The organism is Pseudomonas lini, assembly GCF_964063345.1.
Taxonomy (GTDB): domain Bacteria; phylum Pseudomonadota; class Gammaproteobacteria; order Pseudomonadales; family Pseudomonadaceae; genus Aquipseudomonas; species Aquipseudomonas lini_B.
On record NZ_OZ061318.1, the window covers coordinates 6,554,566 to 6,575,559 of the forward strand.

Consider the following 20,994-nt stretch of genomic DNA (forward strand, 5'->3'; position numbering starts at 1 on the left):
ACGCGGTGCGAACAATATTTCAGTTCAAATACGCAGGAGCCTGTGGAATCTGCGCCATGGCGTACTCGGCAAGTGCCGTGATGGTCAGCGCAGGATTAACCCCGGGATTTGCAGGCATCGCAGCGCCGTCACAGACCAACATGTTCTGGTAACCAAAAACGTGCAGGTTCTGATCAATCACACCGCGTTGGGCATCGGCGCCGATCACGGCGCCTCCCAGCACATGGGCTGTTGTCGGAATGTTGCCCAGCGCTTCCAGTACGTTGCTCTGGGCAATACCGCCGGTGTGCCTGGCCAGCCACTGAGCGGCCTGATTACCCATCTCGATATACGTCGGATTTGGCTTTTTGCGGTTCTGCTCGGTGACGAGACGATAGCCGCGGCCCAGCCAACGCTTCCTGGGACGCAGTGCAATCGCATTGTCCAATGTCTGCATCACCAGCAGCATCACCATGTGCCGGCTCCAGCCCCTTGGCCACATTGACTTGAGCCATCGCACCGGGTGCAACACGATATTCCCCAGCCACTTCAACGGCCGCGTCACGCGGTTACCCTTCCCGACCAACAGCGTGCAAAGCAAGCTCAGGAAGTCCGCGTTGCGACCATAGGTGAGAAACTCGATGTGGGTATCCTGATCGACGTGCACACTGCTGCTGGCGGTGACATCGTTCCAGGTCTTGCGGTCCTCGGGCAGACGCACATTCAGAACCGATTCGCTGTTGGTGCGCACCAGTTCGCCAAGACGATCGCTGACCCGGGGCAACGAGCCGCCGTGTTTGCAGTTGGCCAATAATTCGTTGGTACCGAGAGCCCCGCCGGCGAAGATCACTCCGCGAGCGGTATACGTCTGACGATCACGGAAGAACCAGGCACCGGGGCGCCGGGTGGTCACACGATAGCCTTCACTACCATCGGCGGCCCCGAGCGGGCTCACATCAACGACCTCGCGCTCTGCCAATATCTGCACGCCGCGTTTCTCGGCGAACCACAGGTAGTTTTTCACCAGCGAGTTCACGGCACCGACGCGGCATCCCACCATACAGGCGCCGCAACGTATACACCCGGTACGGTCAGGCCCTTCCCCACCGAAATAGGGGTCCTTGACGGTTTTGCCCGGTTCGCCAAAGAACACTCCGGTGGGTGCTCGAGTGAATGTGTCTTCGGTTGCGAAGTGTTGCGCCATCTCCCGGGCCAGTTGCTGGTTCGTCGAGTCGAATGGCACCGTCTTTACCCCAAGCATGCGCTCGGCCGTATCGTAGTGAGGCTGCAATAGCCTGTCCCAGTGACCGAGCTCGCGCCACTGCACGTTGTCGAAGAACGCTGGCTTGGCGCGGTACAACACACCGCCATACACGGTGCTGCCGCCACCGACACCCGACTGGCTGGGAAAAAGACATGACGAAACAGCGACATGCGCATGATGCCCTTCAAACCCAATGCGGGTGCCCACAGATACTTGTTGAACTGCCAGGCCGACTTGGGAAGGTCTTCGTCGCGATAGCGACGGCCGCGTTCGAGTACCCCGACGCGATAGCCTTTCTCCACGAGGCGCAGCGCCGAGACGCTGCCGCCAAATCCCGATCCGATCACCAGCCAGTCGAAGTCTGCGTTTTTCATGATGTGTCCCCTTCTACGTGCCGGTTGCATTTCGCCTAAAGTCCATCAGGTAACGACCTGTCAATCGACACATTCGGTCCACATCTTGCGCAGCTTCAGCTTGTCGACCTTGCCCACGGCATTCTTTGGCAGGCTGTCGATGATGTTGATCGTGGAAGGTCTTTTATAACGCGTCAGCCGGTCAGTGCAGTGCTCGTTCAAGCCCTCCTGGGTACCGGCGAATCCCGTACGAAACGCGACGTAGGCCACAACGATTTCGCCGAAGGTCTCGTGAGGGACACCAATCACTGCGGCTTCAAGAACCCCCGGGAATTCGCACAACACATCCTCGATCTCCTTCGGATAGATGTTCTCGCCGCCGCGAATGATCATCTCTTTAAGGCGCCCGACGATGGCCAGATAACCGTCTTCGTCGATCCGGCCAATGTCGCCGGTGTGCAGCCAGCCATCGACAATGGTCTTCACCGTTTCCTCGGGCTTGCCAAGATAACCGCGCATGACGTTAGGACCTTGAACCAGCACCTCGCCAGTGGCGCCCTGGGGCAAATGCACACCGCTCGGATCGGCGATTACAATGCGTTGCCCGATGAAGGGCAGCCCGACCGTACCGACCTTGCGCAGGCCGTCGAAGGGGTTGATGGTCGAAGCGCACGTGCCTTCGGACAGGCCATATCCCTCAAGCAGCGGAAAACCGAAGCGAGCTTCAAAATTTTTCAGCAGTTGCGCCGATGCAGGCGCCGCGCCGCAGATGCCATACCGAAGACTGGAGGTATAAGGTTTTACCTCACGAGGTAACGCGTTGAGCATTGCGTAGATGGTTGGCACTGCAGAGAAGTACGTGGGTCGAAGCCACTCGACATCCTCAAAAAACGTGTCGACATTGAAACGCTTGCGGATCGAAACCCGACCACCGCTTGATAGCGGGATGAGCGTGCTCACCACAATGCCGTTTACGTGAAAGAGTGGAAGTATCGATAAACAGTGGTCTGCTGCCGTGACCTTGAGTGAGTTTCGTCCCATTTGCGACATGGCTTCGATATTGGCGTGATCGAGCATCACGCCCTTCGGCAGGCCGGTAGTGCCACTGGTGTAGATCAGCAGAGCTAGTGCGGCAAGCTCTGCAATCGGCATACCGGTGTAGGGTGCCCCTGCTTCCAGATCGGCCACTGCCAGGGATTGCACACTTGGGATCACAGTTTCGCCACTGATATTGACGAGCAGCTTCGCCCCCGAATCAACCAATTGATGAGCAGCTTCCTTATTGGTGAGCGCCGGATTCATAGGCGTGACCGCCGCCCCCAGACGCCAGGCGGCGAACATCGCCACCACAAACTCCACCTGGTTGGGCAACATGATCGCAACGACGTCCCCAACGCCCACCCCCTTGTCAGCGAATACTCCCGCTGCCGAGAGGACTCTGGAATGGAACTGCCGGTTCGTCAGGTTGCTGTTGTCATCAGCGATGCACAGAGCATCAGGCTCTGTCGCCGCGCGCACATCTGAAAGTCTGGAAAAGCACATTATTGTTGTTCTCTCTGAAAAGTGACGTAAACGCTTGAGTCAATTGGCTGAAGAGCCGAGTAGATGTTTCGTCAGAAATTGAGTCTGATCCTTCACCAGCTCTTCGAACGCGTCGCCCATGTAGAACTCGAAATGCCCCGCCGCGTAGAGTCTGGTTTCTCCATGCGGCGCCTTGCGCACCAGGGCGATCGTCTGTTCCGGTGGCGTGACGGTGTCAGTGGTGCTGACGCAAAACAGGATGGGCATCTTCACCCTGGAGGCGGAGCGTCCGGGTCGATAAGCCATGATTTCCGGAAGCACCCGTGCGGCGACGTGATTGACGAACACCATGCCCTTCGGTACCAGGGCCAGATAACCCGGCAGGGCATCATGGGCATTCATCAAGGCTGGCTGACCGGGAACGGCAGCGATTGGCACCATCACGGGCGGGCGCCCCAGTAGCCAGGCTGCAAAATCACGCAGGAGCACCGGCATTACCTGCAGCGATCCCTTCACACCCAGTGCGGCAGTTGAAGCCAGACCATCGGTAAAAGGGCACTGACTGATGGCGGCCAGTAACTCCGGATGCCGGCTGGCCACGGTAATCGCATGCCCTCCCCCAAACGAGCTTCCCCATACGGCAGCCCGGCGCCCATCGACCTCCGCGCACCCCCTGACGAAGTCCAGCGCTGCATCCCAGTCAGCCAGTTGCCGCTTCACAGACATCAACTGTCTGGGCCGACCACCGCTGTCTCCGAAATAACGGTAGGTGAAGGCCAATGTAGCGATTCCCGCAGCAGCGAATCGCTCGGAAAAGGCATCGAGGCGCATCTCGCGAACCGCACCCAGTCCGTGTCCGAGCACTACAATCGGCGGTTTCTCTACCCCAACCGGCAGGTAGAGCCAGGCCGAACAATAGGTTTCGCCCGAGTCAAAGCGAACATCCTGGCGAGTGAATGGGTAGGTAAGCGGTGACATTTGATTCATTTGCTCCCTCCCCCGTTTTGCAGGGGCAAAGAGCCTTGCTCAAGGGTTTGCTCGAAAATGGCCGGGTTGTAGAACGGCGCGTTGCCGTCCCGATCGGTGCGCTCAAGGTATTCGACCATGAGCGATTGCGCCGTCTCGGTCGGCGAGATCCTGATGAATTCGGTACGCTCCCTATGCAGCCCCTCGTCGAGGGTGGCTGACCCGCCGAAGTACACGGCTCGCTTGACGGCCTCAATCGCCCCTTTGGGTCGGGAACCCAGATACCCGGCCAGCTCGATGGCGCGATCAAGCAGCGCATCTGGAGTAACCACTTCGTCGATGTATCCTATTTCGAGCGCCTTCTGTGGCGACACCGGCCGACCTTCAAGCATCAGCATCAGCGCGCGATGGGCGCCGACCAGTCGTGGTAATCGCTGAGTGCCTCCGCCACCAGGAAGGATTCCAAGCAGCACCTCGGGCTGCCCGATGAAGAAATCGCCATCCGCCATCAGGCGGACGTCACACGCTAGCGCGAGCTCGCTGCCAAGCCCCAGCGCAGATCCATTCAGCGCGGCGACGAAAATGACGCCACTGCGGTTCATCCGTAAAAAAGTGTCGTGCAGCTTGTCGAGTTGCATCCCGCCATCCAGCGGTGTCAGGGACGCAGCTGCCGCCAATGGCGCAATACCGCGAACGGACTTGGCGGTTCGAGCGATCGCCGAGGCAATACCGCGCCCGACCGACGGGATACTCTTTCCACCCTCCTGCAGCCAACGCACGTCTGCATGACCGATGAAACGCTCAGGATGAGTTCCGGTGAGCACCACCGCTTTTACCGCGGTATCGGACTCCAGCTTGTCCAATAGCGCCGCAAGCTCATTGGCCATGTCCAACCCCATCAGCCCGTGTGGACCTCCATCCAGCCGCGCAATCAACACAGAGCCACGGGACTCCATATCAAGGTACTCGGGCGGTGCATGCATCTTCGTCATCTCTTGGATCCTCCGGTGACAAATGTAGAGAGCAAGCGCTCCCATCAGTATTTCCACCTCCTGGCCAGTCATCAGATCAGCCGAAGAAATGGATAACACTGTTATTGCAAAACATAACACCGTTATATTACTCTCGCAATATGCACTGACCGGTACACAAAACCTGAATGCTCAGCTCCTGAAGGGAACCTCTGAAATGAAACCGCACATCACTGTGGTACAGAGCAATCAAACAGCCACAAATCCGACTCAATCCCTTCTTCCTAAATGGAGACCCGCCATCTTCGTCACAGGCGCGGCTTCGGGAATCGGTCGCGCCTGCGCTGAGTTGTTTGCGCGGCGCGGTTGGTTCGTGGGGCTATACGATATCGATTCAGAGGGTGTCGCTGCGGTCGCCGCGACCCTGGGAGAGGGCAACGCCGTCTGCGGTGCGCTCGATGTGAGCGATCCCGAAGCATGGAGGCGAGCGCTTGTGGATTTCTGGGCACACAGCGGCCAGCGGCTTGACGTGTTGCTCAATAACGCCGGGATTCTCGCTGCCGGGCAATTTGAAGCCGTACCGTTGACCAGACACCAGGCAATGCTCGACGTGAACGTCCAGGGGATGATCACCGGCTGTCACAGCGCCTTCCGGTACCTGCGAGGCACGCCCTGCTCTCATGTCATCAATATGGCCTCCGCCACCGCCATCTACGGCCAGCCCGAACTTGCAACCTACTCGGCGACAAAGTTCGCCGTGCGCGGATTCACCGAAGGACTCGACCTCGAATGGGGAAAGTTCGGCATTCGCGTGAGCGATATCTGGCCGAGCTTCGTGAAGACCGCAATGGCTGATGACTTCAGTCATATCCCCAGCGCCAGATCGCTGGGTATCCGGCTTACGTCGCACGACGTCGCATCGACCGTGTGGGCTTGCGCGACGTCAAAGCGACGAATCCGCAAGACCCACTGGACAGTCGGCATGCAAGCCGGATTCCTGTCGTTCGCTACACGTCTCGCGCCTGCGGCTCTGACCCGCTGGGTCGTCCAGCGCATTGCGCGATGACGGATAGGCTTTCGACACAACTATACTTTTTATATAGCATCATCACTAAGCGAACGGTATAGTGAAATCAATAACAATGACTCAACCTGTTCAGTGAGCCTTACATGAAAGCGACGGCGAGATCAGCGGTAGTAAGTGCAGATACGATGCTCCCCATCCATTTGGCGTCGATGCGTGATGAGGTGCGTGCCACCGTCCAAGGGCCTGGAACAACTCCCGATTCCTTCGAATCGAGGCAGCAGCGGCTTTCCACTGTGTTTCAACCGAGCGGAATTTTGTACAATGCGCCATGACAAACAAATCCTACGGTCAACTCTGCCCCTTAGCCCGGTCGCTCGACGTACTCGGAGATCGCTGGACGCTGCTCTTGATTCGCGAACTCCTGTTAGGTCCGAAGCGTTTCAAGGATCTGCTCGCGATCCTGCCTGCAATGGGTACAAACCGGCTGTCCGAACGCCTGGCCATGCTGGTGCACAACGGCGTGATTCAACAAGTCACCCTGCACACACCTTCCGCCACGCCCGCTTACGAGCTGACGGACTTGGGCGAGCAACTGCGCAAGCCGGTGATCGCGCTGGGATTCTGGGGGCTGAGCCTGCCGATCGACGAACGCATCGATCCGTCAAGTGCTCGCGCGGAACTCATAGCCCTGTGCCTGACAGGTGCGAACGATTCGGCAGCGAGCGCCGGTTTGCAGGAGTTGTACGAGTTCCAGGTGGGAGCGGAAGTGTTCCATATTCAAGTCAACAACGGGAACCTGTTGGCACGCTCCGGGCCGAGCGAAAAACCCATCGACGTCAAAATACAATGCGACATGGAAACCTTCATTGCGTTAGTCCTCCGCCAGATCACTCCAACTCGCGCACTTCGCGAAGGTCATGCAAAGCTGTTGCAAGGGGATCGGCCAGCCTTCACACGAGTGTGCAAAGTACTCGAATACAAGCCCTAGGACTGCCGGTCCTCTCCCTTTCCCCTTCTCTCGCGTCATGCGAGTCGAGGGGGACAGCCGCCATTACCTCTTGCCTGTGCGCTGCCCGCATCCTTGTAACTGCACGCAGCTCAGTCTGGCCCCAACTTGCAACCCTCAAATATATAAATACGGCGATCGCCTGAGCACGTGGTATTCCAGAGAGGGTTTTGCAACTAAAAACAACTACGTATCTACAAGACCCAATTAACACTCTCCCACTCCAGCCCAGCCGGCACCGTTGATGTATACGGCCGCCCACGATTTGCTTCATCCCGACAACAACAACAACAACAACAACAACAACAACAACAACAACAACAACAACAGGTATCGCCAGATGAACCATCAACATCTTTCTGCGCTTCGTCCTTCCCAGAGATCAGCGCTGCACTTGAAACGTTATCTTGAGACAGGGTCCACCCTGATACTCAGGTCAAGCAGAGCGTTGTTCAAAACCACTCTGTCATTGGCTATCTGTGGGCAGGCAACTTTATCTTCAGCCAATGGTTTATCTATTAACGAGCAAAGCGTCAGCAGCGCCGGAACAGCTTATGCCGGACGTTCGTCCGCTGCTCTGGATGCGAGTACTGTCTACGGAAATCCGGCCGGCCTGAGCAAGCTAAAGCGCAGGGAAGTGAGCGGAGGGTTCGCGCTGATCAAAGTTAATAGTGATATTAAAAACGCTCATGGCGAGGCGCCTGGCACCAACAAAGGAGATTCCGTACCCCTGACGACAATCCCTTTTGGCTATTTATCCATACCGATCGACGAACGCTTCACGTTCGGCCTGGGTTTGTACGCGCTCTATGGCCTTGTGAACGATTACGAAAGTTCGTTCCAGGGGCGCTACCATGGCTCCTATAGCAAGGTTCAAGTTAAAACCCTGAACTCCGCCATTGCTTATCGCATCAATGATCATGTCTCTGTCGGAGGCGGGCTGACATTGAACCGTATCGAAAACGATATGCAAACCTATTTGGCCACAGGGCAGCTCAATGGGGGCACCGACACGCAGATCACTATCAAGGGTAACGATAACGCCGTTGGCTATAATTTCGGCCTGATGGTCGACCTGAACGACGCCACTACGTGGGGCATCACCTATCATTCAAAACTTGATTTTCACGTCAACGGCCATACGCAGGTGAGCAACTCGCCAAGTGCTTTCGGCCTCGATGGCAAATACAGCAATAAAATAGACATCACGTTGCCAGAGTCGCTGGACACATCGTTTACCCATCACTTTGACGAGCGCTGGACTGGCTACCTGGGCGCGACCTGGACCCGATGGAGCCGCGTTCAGAGGATCGAAGCGGTCAATAGTGGTGTACCGCCGCTGGGCCAGCAACTGGGTTTCAGCAGCTTCGGAGATGACTTTAAATTACATGACACCTGGTCGATGGCCGTTGGGGCCTCTTACCAGCTTTCCCCGCAATGGCTGTTGCGCAGCGGCTTCGCCTACGATCCATCACCTGCCCGCAATGCCGATCGAAACGTCCGACTCCCAGTGGGCGACCGAAAAGCCGTGACGTTGGGTATAGGTTTCTCTCCCGACACCGACCTGACCATCGATTTGGCTTACGGCTATCTATGGGAATCGACCACCTCCGTCAGCCAGGCAAATACAACAGGCGTACAGCCCGGCTACAACGCAAAATACGACAATAGCGCGCACATTATAGGTACACAGATAACCTACCGTTTCTGACCTGTCCCTTCCTGCGACTACGTCTACAGACTGATAATACTATATTATTCGTATAGCGATATAAATATACGAATGGTATAGTCAGACCGACAGAGTCACTCCTGCCACCAGTGTCCGCAGCACCATTACAAAAATAAGGAGACGCAGCATGACCCGTTTTTTCACGCCTGAACGCAGCGCTTGTCCGAGCGGCACGCAATGAATCCATCTTTCGATTTCGACTACATCGTGATCGGCTCCGGATTCGGTGGCAGCGTGTCCGCCTTCCGGCTGACAGAAAAGGGCTACCGCGTTGGCGTAATGGAGATGGGCCGACGCTGGACGGCCGAGGACTTTCCAGAATCCAACTGGGACGCGCGGCGCTGGATGTGGCGACCCGGGCTGAAGATGTTTGGTTTCTACAACATGCGCCTGTTCCGTCACGTGATGATCGTCAGCGGCAACGCTGTCGGTGGCGGATCCATCACCTATGCCAACGCCTTGCTGACACCGCGCGATAACGTATGGAATGAGGGTTCCTGGGCCGGCCTGGCGGACTGGAAACGGATCATGCCGCAGTACTACGCCACGGCGGAGAAGATGCTGGGCGTGACAGAGAGCAAGATCATGGGCGAGGCTGATCTGCGCCTCAGGAAAATGGCGGATTTGCAAGGTGTGGGCCACACGTTTCACCTCCCACGCGTTGGTACCTTCTTTGCTCCCGATGGTGAAGAAGGCGGCCAGACCTACCCGGATCCCTACTTCAATGGTGAAGGCCCGGCGCGCGGGACCTGTACCGGTTGCGGTGGCTGCATGATGGGTTGCAAACACAACGCCAAGAACACACTCGACAAGAATTACCTTTATCTCGCAGAAAAGCGTGGCGCCCAGGTTTTTGCCGAGACCAAGGTGGTAGACGTGCGACCGCTCAACGGCAAAGAAGACGGCAGTGACGGCTATGAGGTCCTCACTGAATGCTCGACCGCCTGGTTCGCCAAACAGCGCCGCAGTTTTCGCTGCCGCGGCGTGATCTTCGCCGCCTCGTCGTTGGGCACCATGGAATTGTTGTTCCGGCTCAAGCAAAACGGGTCATTGCCGCGCATCAGCGACGACCTCGGAAAACGTGTGCGCACCAATGCCGAATCCCTTATCGGCATACGCTTTCCAGCAGCGGACAAGAGCATGTCGCCGGGACTGGCGGGGGGCGGCAGCATCTATCTCGATGAGCACACTCATATCGGAGTCGTGCGCTACCCGGAAGGCTCGGATGCGATAGGCCTGATGATGACCTTGCTGTGCGGCGGGCGCCCGGGGTGGAGGCGAATATTGACCTGGCTATGGACGCTGCTCAAACATCCGCTGCAAGCATTGCTCGTGCACAACCCCGCAGGTTTCGCCCGTCAGACCATGTTACTGCTGGTGATGCAGACAGCGGACGCGTCTCTCGATATGCGGCTCAAGCGTCGCTGGTTTTGGCCGTTCGCGAAACAGCTCGCCAGCGAAGGCGGCCCCATCCCGACCTTCATTCCAGAGGCGAACGCGTTTGCCGAAAAGGGCGCAAAAGCGCTCGGTGGCATACCCACCACCTTTCTGTCCGAGATCTTGTTCAACATCCCGACCACGGCCCACTGCATGGGCGGCTGTGCGATGGCGGACTCGCCGGAGCGCGGCGTGATGGACGTACAGAACCGGGTCTTCGGCTATCAGAACCTGCTGGTTTGCGACGGCTCGATGCTCAGCGCCAATCTCGGGGTTAATCCAAGCCTGACGATTACCGCACTGACCGAGCATGCCATGTCGTACATCCCGGTGAAAAACACGCGGGTATCGAACGCCATCCCGCTGCACACCTTCAATCTTGAATCAGACCTTATAGAGAACTCACCATGACCGCCGCCTCGCCTGAAGAAAATCTGCTGAGCCAGCCCTTGCAACTCCCGAACGGCAGCGCTTTTCGCAATCGCCTCGCCAAGGCATCCATGAGCGAAACGCTGGGCACCTACAACAATCACCCGACGTTGAAACTGGTCGAGTTGTACCGGCGCTGGTCCGCCTCGGGCATTGGTTTGCTCATCACCGGAAATGTGATGATCGACCGGCGTGCGCTCGGTGAACCAGGCAACGTGGTGATCGAGGATGAAGCGGACCTGCCTGTGCTACGCCAGTGGGCTCGTGCGGCAACCGAGCAGGGAGCGGCGATCTGGGTGCAGCTCAATCACCCCGGAAAGCAGTCGACCAAAGGCTTGAATGCCAGCAACCTCGCGCCATCGGCCGTGCCCTTTCGCGAGGACATGGCCGCGCTCTTCGAGACTCCACGCGAAGCCACCACGGCCGAGATCGAAGACATCATCCGGCGCTTTGGACGCAGTGCGGCCATCTGCAAGGAGGCCGGCTTCAGCGGCGTGCAAATCCATGGCGCGCACGGTTATCTGATCAACCAGTTCCTCTCGCCACACCATAATCGGCGTACCGATGAATGGGGTGGCAGCCCGGAAAAACGTCGGCGTTTCGTGTTGGCTGTTTACGCCGAGATTCGCCACCAGGTCGGTGCCGAGTTTCCCGTCGGCATCAAGCTCAACTCAGCAGATTTCCAGCGCGGAGGCTTCACCGAAGAGGAATCGATGGCGACGATTCATGCACTTGCCGAAGCAGGCATCGACCTGATTGAGATTTCGGGGGGCACCTACGAGTCTCCAGCCATGAGCGGCGGGCTCCAGGAAACGAAGAAAGCATCCACCGTAGCGCGTGAGGCTTACTTTCTTGAGTTTGCTGAAAAGGTGCGCGCCTCGATCAAGGTGCCTTTGATGGTCACTGGCGGTTTTCGCAGTGCCGCCGCCATGAACGCTGCGCTGCGCTGCGGAGCGCTCGATGTCATTGGTCTCGCGCGGTTATTGGCCATTGATCCCGAGGCACCGGCGGCCCTGCTGCAAGGGCAGGACAGTTCGCAACGCGTACGGCCGATCACCACAGGGATCAAGCAAATCGATCAGATGGGCGTCATGGAAATCTTCTGGTACACGCTGCAGCTCAAACGAATCGCCAATGGCGGTGATCCGCGTCCCAACGAAAGTGGGCTGTGGGCATTTTCAAAATCAGTGATGAAAAGCGGCTGGGGCACGTTCCGTACACGGCGCATGCGGGCGCGGGCATAAGCCCGAGGCTCACCAATGATCCAATCGCATCGATCACCACAATAGCCACTCTGGAAGACGCCAATGACCGACACCCATTTCACCGCCCCCACTCGCTTCGTGGAAGTCGACGGGGATCAATTTGCCTATCGCCGCTGGGGCAACAATACGACAGCCCAGCCCCCCTGTTCTTCCTTCAACATTTTCGCGGCGGTATGGATCATTGGGATCCACTCATGACGGATGGCCTGGCTGCGGGGCGCGAGGTCATCCTCTACAACGGTCGCGGGATTGCCTCATCATCCGGAAAACCGCGGACACGGATCGAACACATGGCCGACGATGCTGCTGCGGTGATCCGCGCGCTGGGCCTGTCCAAGGTCGATGTTCTAGGTTTCTCACTCGGTGGTTTTCAAGCTCAGGACCTGACACGACGCCATCCCGACCTCGTGCGCAAGCTCATGCTGCTCGGCACCGGACCTCGTGGCGGTAATCCGGATTCAGACCCTGGAGTGCTGGAAGCTGCACCGCGCCCCGTTCCGACCCTGGAAGACTTTCTGTTTCTGTTCTTCGGTCGATCCGCGGCGGCGCAGCAGGCGGGACGTGATTTCTGGGAGCGCCGTCATCAGCGTGTCGACCAGGACCCACCCAGCTCTCCTGAAGTGATACAGGCCCAGATCGAAGCGAATATGTACTATTTGCCAAAGCTGGACCCGAACGATCCTTTCAAACATCTGCGCGAGATCAAACAGCCGACGTTCATTCTGAACGGCATGAATGACGTTATGGTTCCAACGGTCAATTCCTGGTACATGGCTCAGAACATCCCGAACGCCCAGCTATTCCTGTATCCAGATGCTGGCCACGGCGCTCAATTCCAATGCCCTGAGCGTTTTCTGAAACACGCCATTGAGTTTCTCAACGAGTAATAGCTTGCGGAGCACGCTTACCATGCTGAAGTTTAAATTCTTGTTATGGGCTTTAACCAAGCTATTACAAAGGGCAGTCAAAAAAACTCCTGGTTGCGCAAAATACGTTAATAGCAAGGAGCTGGTCTTTCAAATCCAAACGCATGACGGAGTGGGTCGCTACTTCACCCTAAAAAACGGCAGGATAAAATCCTCTGCCGGCTTGACTGAAAAACCAAAATTCACCCTGTCGTTTAGAGATGCAGCGAAGGGTTTCGCCATTCTGTCTGCCAAAGATAGTAAAGATGCATTTCTGACAGGCTTGCGTACAGAAGACTTGGTTATCAGGGGTGACTTTGTTGAAGTGATGTGGTTCCAGGGATTAACTGAATATTTGCAGCCCACCAAAAAAACATCCGCTTTTACCCTTCAACGCAGTAGGGACTCTATGCTGTGAGCCATACCTGATCTGACAGTCGCCCGTTTGTATTGATGTCTGTCAGATCTGACTTTCTCGCAGTGATTTTATTGGTCTACGGCTACTCAAGAATCCTTGGCCAATGGTTGCTTCCACATGACAGCTTCAGACTTCCCTTTCTTCAAACCCGAATAACACTTGAGGCGCTTCGACTAGCAACAAACGCATCAATTGCGCCGAACGCTCCAGGGCTTGCAGCTGCTCGATCACCGAACCAAAACCGACGCATTCTTCATGTTGCGTATGCAGCCAATCGCTGCCCCACACCAACCGGCGAAGACCGAAGCTCTGTTCCAGCAACGGCAATGCCTCCCCGGCGAATTCGTGGTTCTGCTGAGGCGTTCCTGCCAACCGATAGATACCGGAGACTTTCATCCACATGCTCGCCTTTGCCCCAGTTCCAGTACCTTGGCAAATCCTGGCTGCTCGACACCCAAACGAGCATTCGGACGACCGAAGTGATCAATGACGAGTTTGAAGCCGAACGGGATCAGTTGACGAATCAACGTCGGCACATCGTCCACGTCACGATGCAGTTCGACATGCCAGTCCAGTTCAGCGATGTGGCCGAAAAAATCTCGTCGGGCTGTATCGCGAAAGTCAGGCAACACTTTGCCCATCAAGCTCAAGCGCACGCCGACCACGCCCTGTCGAGCCATAACGTTCAACGTATCGCGATTGACGCCTGGTTCAACTACCACCACGCCGCGCAACTGCGCTGGCGCCTGTTGCAACACCACCAACAAGTAACTGTTGTCGGCACCAAGAAAACTCGGCTGCACCAACACCCGATGACTCATCGCAGATGGCTTTGATATTCCCTCAGCGTGGCGTCGTAGCCAGGGGTATAGCGCCGGGCAGTGACCAGGTTCAGCGAGCGGCTGAACACATGAGCGTGGGAATCGATGCCGGTAATCGGCACAGAACAAATTTCAGACATGGGTTTCATCTATCGAAAGTAATGATTGTCAGGCTCGAGCGCGCTCGTTGCCGTTGACGCTGACAGGCACTGAGGTATTCGTGGTTTCGAGACTGCGACCACCGGTTTCCGGCAGACAAAGGGCGGCAACTACCGCAACGCCGTAGGCGATGCCCGCGTCGATGCCAATGGCAGAACCCAGCGACATGGAATCACTCATGTGGCCCACCAGGAACGGGAACACCGCCGAGAGCACGCGGCCGAAGTTGTAGCAGAAGCCCATACCCGCGCCGCGGACGTCCGCCGGGCACAGCTCGTTGAACAGCGCACCGAGGCTTGCCGGAATGCCGGCAGCGAAGAAACCGAGCGGCCTCCCGAGAAATAGCATCTGGGTGTTGGTCAGCGGCAGGAACACATAACACTGCACGAGCAGTGGGAACCCCGAGCCACTGAGACGTAAGCGGGAACGAGTATGAGGCGTAGGAGGATCGAAATCCTATCTGGTGGCTCAGACAAGAGCTTGGGGTCAACCAGTCAATGTATCAGGTTAGCTACTGAACGATGTCGGGATATTCTTCGGTGCTATCGGGCCAAGGCGTCAAAATCTTAAAGCCATCGTCAGTAACTGCCACCATATGCTCCCACTGAGCAGACAGGGATTGATCCTTGGTCACCACTGTCCAGCCGTCGGCTAGGGTTTTCACGTGGCGTTTACCCAAGTTCAGCATGGGCTCGATGGTGAAAATCATCCCGGCTTCCAGCTTCCGGCCTTGGCCTGGAAAACCGTAATGAAGGATCTGCGGCTCATCGTGGTAGATCTTGCCGATACCGTGACCGCAGTATTCGCGTACCACACTGAAACCGGCCTTTTCTGCGACCGTCTGAATGGCATGACCAATATCGCCCAGCGTAGCGCCGGGGCGCACGACTCGAATGCCAGCGCACATGGCTTCATAAGTCGTCTTGACAAGACGTCGAGCTTGGGCGCTGGGCTCGCCAACAAAGTACATGCGACTGGTATCGCCATACCAGCCATCCTTGATCACCGCAATGTCGATATTCAGAATGTCGCCATCCTTCAGAGCAGTAGCCGAAGGGATGCCATGGCAAACGACCTGGTTGACCGAAGTACACACGGTTTTCGGGAAGCCGTGATAGCCGACATTGCCCGGAATGGCCTTTTGCACGTTGATAATGTAATCGTGACAAAGCCGATCCAGTTCGTCGGTGGTGACCCCCGCTTTCACATGGGGAGCAATCATCGCCAGCACCTCGGCAGCTAGAGTACCGGCAATAAGTGATTGGGCTATTTCTGCCTGGGTATGAATAGGGACATTCGTCTTCATTATTCGGCCCTGGATGTGGCATGCGCCTGGGCGCTTTGCGGACTGTCTGCGAGTACGCAGAGCTGTTTCAAATCGAGGCCGCCAGCCAATTCGGCACGAATCATCATCCGGCAGATGTCGCTGTGATCCAGGTTAGGATGCAGCTCCGCAAGCATCCCGATTCGCATCCAGTGCTCGGCCTGAGCATTGATCGAGCGACTCAGGGCAGCGCTGGCGACACGCAGATGCTCATGCATGTCTTCTGAAATTTTTACGATGCCCATCGGCCTGCCCAATATGAAATGTATATGAATCGCATATTAGCCAATTTAAATGCGGCAGCGCAATCCAGCATGAGAAATAGGTCGATAGCGGCCAGTAACTATCAGTAGCCAAAGCCAGAAGCAGACCTTCGGATGTCTACGAAAGTAGGGGCGATTTAGAAGGAGCTAGTGCCTTAACTGAAAGCGTTTATCTATGTGTTCCCCTGCGGCTCACTGACTGGCGACAACGGCAATGACGCAATTATCTCCGCGTGGCAAACCTCGAGTATTTCATCAGCCAGAGAAGAATCATTTGGGCAGGCGCGCGACAACATGACCGCACCGATTGCATGCGCCAGTATGTCGATCATTTTTGCCCGTACCCCATCCTGCGGCGCGTCTTGCCTCGCTTTGTACTTTTCTTCGAGCGCTGCCAGCGTGCTTTCTACCCCGCTGGCAAAGGTGGCTTTCAACTCATCTGATTGACGCGCAGCGTCTCCACAAAGGGCCGCCATGGTGCAACCGCTGCCCCTGCCGTCTCGGTGATCCCTCGACACATACAAATCGATGAACTCAGCAACTTCGAGACCCTCGGAACTGGTCAGCGAATGCGAAAGACTGTTCGCTGCCGCTTCAGCCATCAAATCAGCCTTGGAGCCGAAGTGCTTGTAGAAACCGCCTTGTGTAAATCCGGCTGCTGCCATGAGTTCAGCCACCCCCACGCCATCGTAGCCACGCTCGCGAAACAACTCTGAAGCCGTCTCAACGATGTGGGCTCTATTGGCGAGCGATTGCGCCTTGGTGATTTTCATTTCCTGCGCCTCTGCATCTCAAAGCAATGCCCTCATCATACTCTGATGTCGATCATAATCAAAAGCGTTGACAGTTTTGAGTGTGATCGACATCATAAATGCGCCAACGCGAATCTTCCCTGGCACGGCGCATGTCGCCTTCATTAATCAACGAGTATGGAAACGATATGAACGATAAGACGTTATTTGAGCCGTACCCGCTCGGCTCGCTGACACTTTCCAACAGAATCGTGATGGCTCCGCTGACGCGTAATCGTGCGGGAGAAGGCTTCGTCCCGAGCGAGTTCGCTGCAACCTATTACAGCCAGAGAGCCTCTACAGGCCTGCTGATCTCCGAAGCCTCGCAGATCTCGCAGCAGGGACAGGGCTACCAGGATACGCCCGGTATCTACACGCAGGCGCAGATTGATGGCTGGCGCAAGGTCACCGATGCCGTCCACGCAAAAGGCGGACGAATTTTCCTGCAGCTGTGGCATGTCGGACGCGTATCGCACGTTGACCTGCAGGAGAACGGTGCCGCTCCGGTAGCACCCTCCGCTCTCCGTCCCGCGACCAAGGTCTTCGTCAACAATAGCTTCGTGGACGTTTCAGAACCGCGAGCGCTTGATATCAGCGAGCTTCCTGGGATCGTTAATGATTTTCGCCAAGCGGCGGCAAACGCGATCGCTGCGGGATTCGATGGCGTAGAGATCCATGGCGCAAACGGCTATTTGCTGGATCAGTTCGTAAAAGACGGTGCCAACATCCGCACCGATGCTTACGGTGGCTCGATTGAAAACCGCGCTCGCCTACTGTTGGAAGTGACGGCGGCGGTAGTAAACGAGGTCGGAGCAGAACGCACAGGCATCCGTATATCGCCAGTTTCGCCAGCCAATGGTGTCTCCAGCAGCGAACCGCAGGCCCAGTTTGACTACATTGTCGAGCAACTCGATGCCTTGGGCATTGTGTACCTCCATGTGGTCGAAGGCGCGACTGGCGGGCCTCGCGATATTGCGCCCTTCGACTTTGGTTCTTTGCGCCAACGCTTCAAAAACACCTACATCGCGAACAATGGCTACAACGTGAATTTGGCCACCTCTCAAATCAACGATGACAAGGCTGACTTGATCGCCTTTGGACGTCCCTTCATAGGTAACCCGGACTTGGTGGAGCGCCTTAAAACCGCTGCCTCTTTGTCGGCATTCGATCCTGCGACCCTGTATGGCGGCGGTGCAGAAGGCTATATCGACTATCCAACCCTTGCTGAATCCAGTACCCGGCACGGCTAAAAATCACGTCTGCGCACGTCCTCCGGACACCACGCATGACTCGCCTATCGATATCCGAAACTGAGGATCAATTCATGAGCATCCCTACCACCGTTCTCATTACCGGCGCCTCCACTGGCATCGGCGCTACCTATGCCGAGCGCTTTGCACAGCGCGGGCACGACCTCGTACTGGTGGCCCGCGACAAAGGGCGGCTGGATGCTCTTGCAGCGCGGCTGCGTGAGAAACACAACATCACCATTGATGTTCTCCAGGCTGACTTGACCCAAATCAGCGATTTGACCACGGTCGAGGCTCGCCTACGTGATGACGCCAGTATCGGCATCCTTGTGAATAATGCGGGAGCCGCCCAATCCGGCAGCTTCATCGAGCAATCCACAGACAGCGTTGCCAACCTGGTCGCGCTCAACACCACCGCACTGGTACGACTCGCCAGCGCAATCGCTCCACGCCTGGCACAAGCCGGTAATGGCGCGATTATCAACATTGGCTCGGTCGTGGGACTGGCACCGGAATTCGGGATGAGCGTCTACGGCGCGACCAAGGCTTTTGTGCTGTTTCTATCACAAGGGATGAGCCTTGAGCTCTCGCCCAAAGGCGTCTACGTGCAAGCTGTTCTGCCAGCGGCCACCCGCACGGAAATCTGGGAACGTGCGGGCATCGATATCAATACCCTGAGCGAAATTATGGACGTGGGCGATCTGGTCGATGCTGCGCTGGTCGGTTTTGATCGTCGCGAGCCGGTGACCATTCCGCCGTTACAAGACGCCGCTCGTTGGGATGCTCTGCAGGCTGCCCGCCAAGGTTTGCTTTCAGAGATTCGCCAATCTGTAGTCGCCGAGCGCTATCAAGCCGAGGCGTGATTGTCACGCTGCAGGCGCTGATACGCATTCCTTGATGTAAAGGCGCTTGCTGCAGATTTTCTCACATTCACTCATCCGCCCCTCATCAGGGCACGGTGTGCACATGATCGTTGAAGCCACAAATCGTGACCTTGGATCGCCAGCGCAGTTCGTCTGCGCGGCGAACCAGCGGGTGACTGTCGAAGGAACAGCATTTGCCTACCGGGACTTGGGGCCGAGAGACGGGTTGCCGCTCGTTCTGTTGAATCATTGGGGCGCAGTCCTGGATAACTTCGACCCACGCATCCTCGATGGACTGGCCCGCACCCGGCGAATCATTGCCACTGACTATCGGGGAATCGGCGCATCTGGTGGAACCGCCCCTTTGACCGTCAGTGAGATGGCGAACGATGCCATCGCCGTGATCCGCGCTCTGGGATTCGAAAAAGTCGACCTGCTGGGCTTTTCAATAGGTGGATTTGTGGCACAGGACATCGCGCTGAAAGCCCCTGAGCTGGTGCGCAAACTTATTCTGACCGGTACCGGGCCGGCGGGCGGCCAAGGTATCGACAAGGTGTGGTCTGTGTCGTGGCCGTTGATGTTCAAGGGTCTCCTGACAGTGCGCGACCCGAAGTTTTACCTCTTCTTCACCGCTACGGCCAATGGGCGAAAAGCTGCCAGGGATTTTTTAAATCGCCTGAAGGAGCGTGAGAAAGACCGAGACAAAAATCCAACGCCTGGCGCCTTCATGCGGCAGCTGAAGGCGATTCACTCCTGGGGCCGGCAACAGCCACAGGATCTCAGCCGCATCCAGATACCCACGTTGATCGTAAACGGTGATAACGACATCATGGTTCCCACTGTGAACTCTGCCGAGTTGGCGAACCGTATTCCATTTTCGCAACTGATCATTTACCCCGACGCGGGGCATGGCGGGATCTTCCAGTATCACGCTGATTTCGTGACGAGAGCGACTGCATTCTTGAATGCCTGAACACCTATTCAGTCGCCGTACAGCAGCACGCGAGGTTACGTGCATGCTGCCATCCCATTGAAACCATGAGAACTGAATCATGAAAGCCTTCTTGATCGACCGTTACGGCAAGAGTCATGGACGTATTGGCGAGGTACCGGTACCTGAACTTGGAATCAACGACGTCCTGGTTAACGTGCATGCCAGTAGCGTTAACGTGCTGGATTCGAAGATAAGCAAAGGTGAATTCAAGCTGATCCTGCCGTATTCATTCCCTTTGATTATGGGTAATGACCTAGCCGGCGTCGTGGTTCGCGTGGGGTCGGGCGTGCACCACTTCAAGCCGGGTGACGAAGTCTATGCACGCCCACCCGAATCGCGCATTGGTGCCTTCGCCGAGCTGATTGCGGTGGAGCAAAGTGCCCTCGCGCTGAAACCCAAAAATATCACCATGGAAGAAGCGGCTTCTCTTCCCTTGGTTGCGCTGACCGCCTGGCAGGTGCTGGTTGAAACAGCCCAGTTGAAAAAGGGGCAAAAAGTCTTTATCCACGCGGGTTCCGGTGGTGTCGGCACAATTGCCATCCAGCTTGCAAAGCATCTGGGGGCTTTCGTTGCCACTACGACCAGCACAAGTAACGTGGATTGGGTCAAGGCGTTAGGGGCGGACGTCGTCATCGACTACAAGCAGCAAAGCTTCGAAAACGTCTTGCGCGACTACGATGTCGTATTGAACAGCCTCGGCCCTGTCGAGCTGGAAAAATCACTCAGCATTCTCAAGCCTGGTGGCCAGCTTATCTCCATCTCAGGGCCACCGACGGCAGAGTTCGCACAGGAGCAAAAGCTGTTCTGGGGACTGGGTTGGGTAATGCGTCTGTTGAGCAGCGGCATACGCAGAAAAGCTCGCAAAAAGGACGTCAGATATGCGTTCGTATTCATGCGTGCGAGCGGTGCTCAATTGAAGAAAATCACTGCGCTTGTCGAGTCCGGAGTTATCACACCTGTGATCGACCGAACCTTCCCGTTTGAGTCAACGGCTGAGGCATTGAGCTATGTCGAACGGGGCAGAGCCAAAGGTAAGGTGATCATCAAGCTCATATGACTACAACTGACACTCGATAACTGGAACTCGGGACGAGGGTTCATATCGTTTGCAGATAGACGTATGCGAGCAGGTTAGGAAAATAGGGTAATGACTGTCGAGAATTTGAAGACACGTAAATCCGTGCCAACCCATGAATTAGGTCAAGGTCAAATGGGCAGCGTCGACTTACTGGTCGGTAACTCGACCAGCCTGCCGG

19 protein-coding genes and 3 pseudogenes are annotated in these 20,994 nt (G+C 56.6%); 12 read left to right on the plus strand and 10 right to left on the minus strand.

The window, feature by feature from the left end; translation table 11 throughout:
* Nucleotides 1-19: 19 nt before the first annotated feature.
* From AB3226_RS29690 to AB3226_RS29710, 5 genes and pseudogenes are all read right to left on the minus strand, one after another.
* Nucleotides 20-1,450: a GMC oxidoreductase gene (locus tag AB3226_RS29690; RefSeq protein ID WP_367375706.1), complete on the minus strand. Its 1,431-nt coding sequence runs from the start codon at nucleotides 1,448-1,450 to the stop codon at nucleotides 20-22.
* A gap of 62 nt (nucleotides 1,451-1,512) precedes the next feature.
* Nucleotides 1,513-1,647: pseudogene (locus AB3226_RS29695) on the minus strand (hypothetical protein); the annotation flags it as partial.
* Between the two features lie 30 nt (nucleotides 1,648-1,677).
* Entirely contained in the window at nucleotides 1,678-3,138 is a 1,461-nt protein-coding gene (locus AB3226_RS29700) for a class I adenylate-forming enzyme family protein (RefSeq protein ID WP_367375707.1), read from the minus strand.
* Nucleotides 3,139-3,177: 39 nt separating this feature from the next.
* Entirely contained in the window at nucleotides 3,178-4,104 is a 927-nt protein-coding gene (locus AB3226_RS29705; protein ID WP_367375708.1) for an alpha/beta hydrolase, read from the minus strand.
* Nucleotides 4,101-5,075 carry an enoyl-CoA hydratase/isomerase family protein gene (locus tag AB3226_RS29710; RefSeq protein ID WP_367375709.1) on the minus strand — a complete coding sequence of 325 codons (975 nt, stop codon included), beginning with the start codon at nucleotides 5,073-5,075 and terminating at the stop codon, nucleotides 4,101-4,103. Before AB3226_RS29710 ends, AB3226_RS29705 begins: the two co-directional genes overlap by 4 nt.
* Before the next feature lie 196 nt (nucleotides 5,076-5,271).
* Here AB3226_RS29710 and AB3226_RS29715 point away from each other — a divergent pair, with 196 nt between their 5' ends.
* The 8 genes from AB3226_RS29715 (at nucleotide 5,272) to AB3226_RS29750 (ending at nucleotide 13,273) form a co-directional block, all read left to right on the plus strand.
* Complete coding sequence (locus AB3226_RS29715) at nucleotides 5,272-6,120, plus strand: SDR family oxidoreductase (RefSeq protein ID WP_367375710.1); 849 nt, start codon at nucleotides 5,272-5,274, stop codon at nucleotides 6,118-6,120.
* A gap of 289 nt (nucleotides 6,121-6,409) precedes the next feature.
* Nucleotides 6,410-7,069, plus strand: coding sequence for a winged helix-turn-helix transcriptional regulator (locus AB3226_RS29720; RefSeq protein WP_367375711.1), 660 nt, complete (start codon nucleotides 6,410-6,412; stop codon nucleotides 7,067-7,069).
* A 262-nt stretch (nucleotides 7,070-7,331) separates the two neighbouring features.
* On the plus strand, nucleotides 7,332-8,798 hold the full coding sequence (locus AB3226_RS29725; protein WP_367375712.1) for an outer membrane protein transport protein: 1,467 nt from the start codon (nucleotides 7,332-7,334) through the stop codon (nucleotides 8,796-8,798).
* Nucleotides 8,799-8,996: 198 nt separating this feature from the next.
* A complete protein-coding gene (locus AB3226_RS29730) occupies nucleotides 8,997-10,667 on the plus strand; it encodes a GMC oxidoreductase (RefSeq protein WP_367375713.1) in 1,671 nt (556 codons plus the stop codon).
* Nucleotides 10,664-11,929, plus strand: a complete 1,266-nt coding sequence (locus AB3226_RS29735) for an NADH:flavin oxidoreductase/NADH oxidase family protein (RefSeq protein WP_367375714.1) — start codon at nucleotides 10,664-10,666, stop codon at nucleotides 11,927-11,929. The genes AB3226_RS29730 and AB3226_RS29735 overlap by 4 nt, the downstream gene beginning before the upstream one ends.
* A 63-nt stretch (nucleotides 11,930-11,992) precedes the next feature.
* On the plus strand, nucleotides 11,993-12,148 hold the full coding sequence (locus AB3226_RS29740; protein WP_367375715.1) for a hypothetical protein: 156 nt from the start codon (nucleotides 11,993-11,995) through the stop codon (nucleotides 12,146-12,148).
* The gene (locus AB3226_RS29745) at nucleotides 12,145-12,837 is read left to right on the plus strand and encodes an alpha/beta fold hydrolase (RefSeq protein ID WP_367375716.1); all 693 of its coding nucleotides are present in this window, start codon (nucleotides 12,145-12,147) and stop codon (nucleotides 12,835-12,837) included. The genes AB3226_RS29740 and AB3226_RS29745 overlap by 4 nt, the downstream gene beginning before the upstream one ends.
* Nucleotides 12,838-12,859: 22 nt before the next feature.
* The gene (locus AB3226_RS29750; RefSeq protein WP_367375717.1) at nucleotides 12,860-13,273 is read left to right on the plus strand and encodes a helicase; all 414 of its coding nucleotides are present in this window, start codon (nucleotides 12,860-12,862) and stop codon (nucleotides 13,271-13,273) included.
* Nucleotides 13,274-13,399: 126 nt separating this feature from the next.
* On the opposite strand, the pseudogene AB3226_RS29755 reads toward AB3226_RS29750, so the two are convergent.
* From AB3226_RS29755 to AB3226_RS29775, 5 genes and pseudogenes are all read right to left on the minus strand, one after another.
* Nucleotides 13,400-14,234, minus strand: a pseudogene (locus AB3226_RS29755) (amidohydrolase).
* Between the two features lie 28 nt (nucleotides 14,235-14,262).
* Nucleotides 14,263-14,640, minus strand: a pseudogene (locus tag AB3226_RS29760) (MFS transporter); the annotation flags it as partial.
* A gap of 124 nt (nucleotides 14,641-14,764) precedes the next feature.
* A complete protein-coding gene (gene map / locus AB3226_RS29765; protein ID WP_367375718.1) occupies nucleotides 14,765-15,559 on the minus strand; it encodes a type I methionyl aminopeptidase in 795 nt (264 codons plus the stop codon).
* A complete protein-coding gene (locus tag AB3226_RS29770; RefSeq protein WP_367375719.1) occupies nucleotides 15,559-15,822 on the minus strand; it encodes a ParD-like family protein in 264 nt (87 codons plus the stop codon). Before AB3226_RS29770 ends, map begins: the two co-directional genes overlap by 1 nt.
* 191 nt (nucleotides 15,823-16,013) lie before the next feature.
* Nucleotides 16,014-16,613, minus strand: coding sequence for a TetR/AcrR family transcriptional regulator (locus AB3226_RS29775; RefSeq protein WP_367375720.1), 600 nt, complete (start codon nucleotides 16,611-16,613; stop codon nucleotides 16,014-16,016).
* Between the two features lie 167 nt (nucleotides 16,614-16,780).
* Here AB3226_RS29775 and AB3226_RS29780 point away from each other — a divergent pair, with 167 nt between their 5' ends.
* The 4 genes from AB3226_RS29780 (at nucleotide 16,781) to AB3226_RS29795 (ending at nucleotide 20,795) form a co-directional block, all read left to right on the plus strand.
* Complete coding sequence (locus AB3226_RS29780) at nucleotides 16,781-17,881, plus strand: alkene reductase (RefSeq protein ID WP_367375721.1); 1,101 nt, start codon at nucleotides 16,781-16,783, stop codon at nucleotides 17,879-17,881.
* Nucleotides 17,882-17,955: 74 nt separating this feature from the next.
* On the plus strand, nucleotides 17,956-18,744 hold the full coding sequence (locus tag AB3226_RS29785) for an SDR family NAD(P)-dependent oxidoreductase (RefSeq protein WP_367375722.1): 789 nt from the start codon (nucleotides 17,956-17,958) through the stop codon (nucleotides 18,742-18,744).
* Between the two features lie 103 nt (nucleotides 18,745-18,847).
* Nucleotides 18,848-19,717, plus strand: coding sequence for an alpha/beta fold hydrolase (locus AB3226_RS29790; RefSeq protein ID WP_367375723.1), 870 nt, complete (start codon nucleotides 18,848-18,850; stop codon nucleotides 19,715-19,717).
* Nucleotides 19,718-19,796: 79 nt separating this feature from the next.
* Nucleotides 19,797-20,795: an NADP-dependent oxidoreductase gene (locus AB3226_RS29795; RefSeq protein ID WP_367375724.1), complete on the plus strand. Its 999-nt coding sequence runs from the start codon at nucleotides 19,797-19,799 to the stop codon at nucleotides 20,793-20,795.
* Nucleotides 20,796-20,994 lie beyond the last annotated feature (199 nt).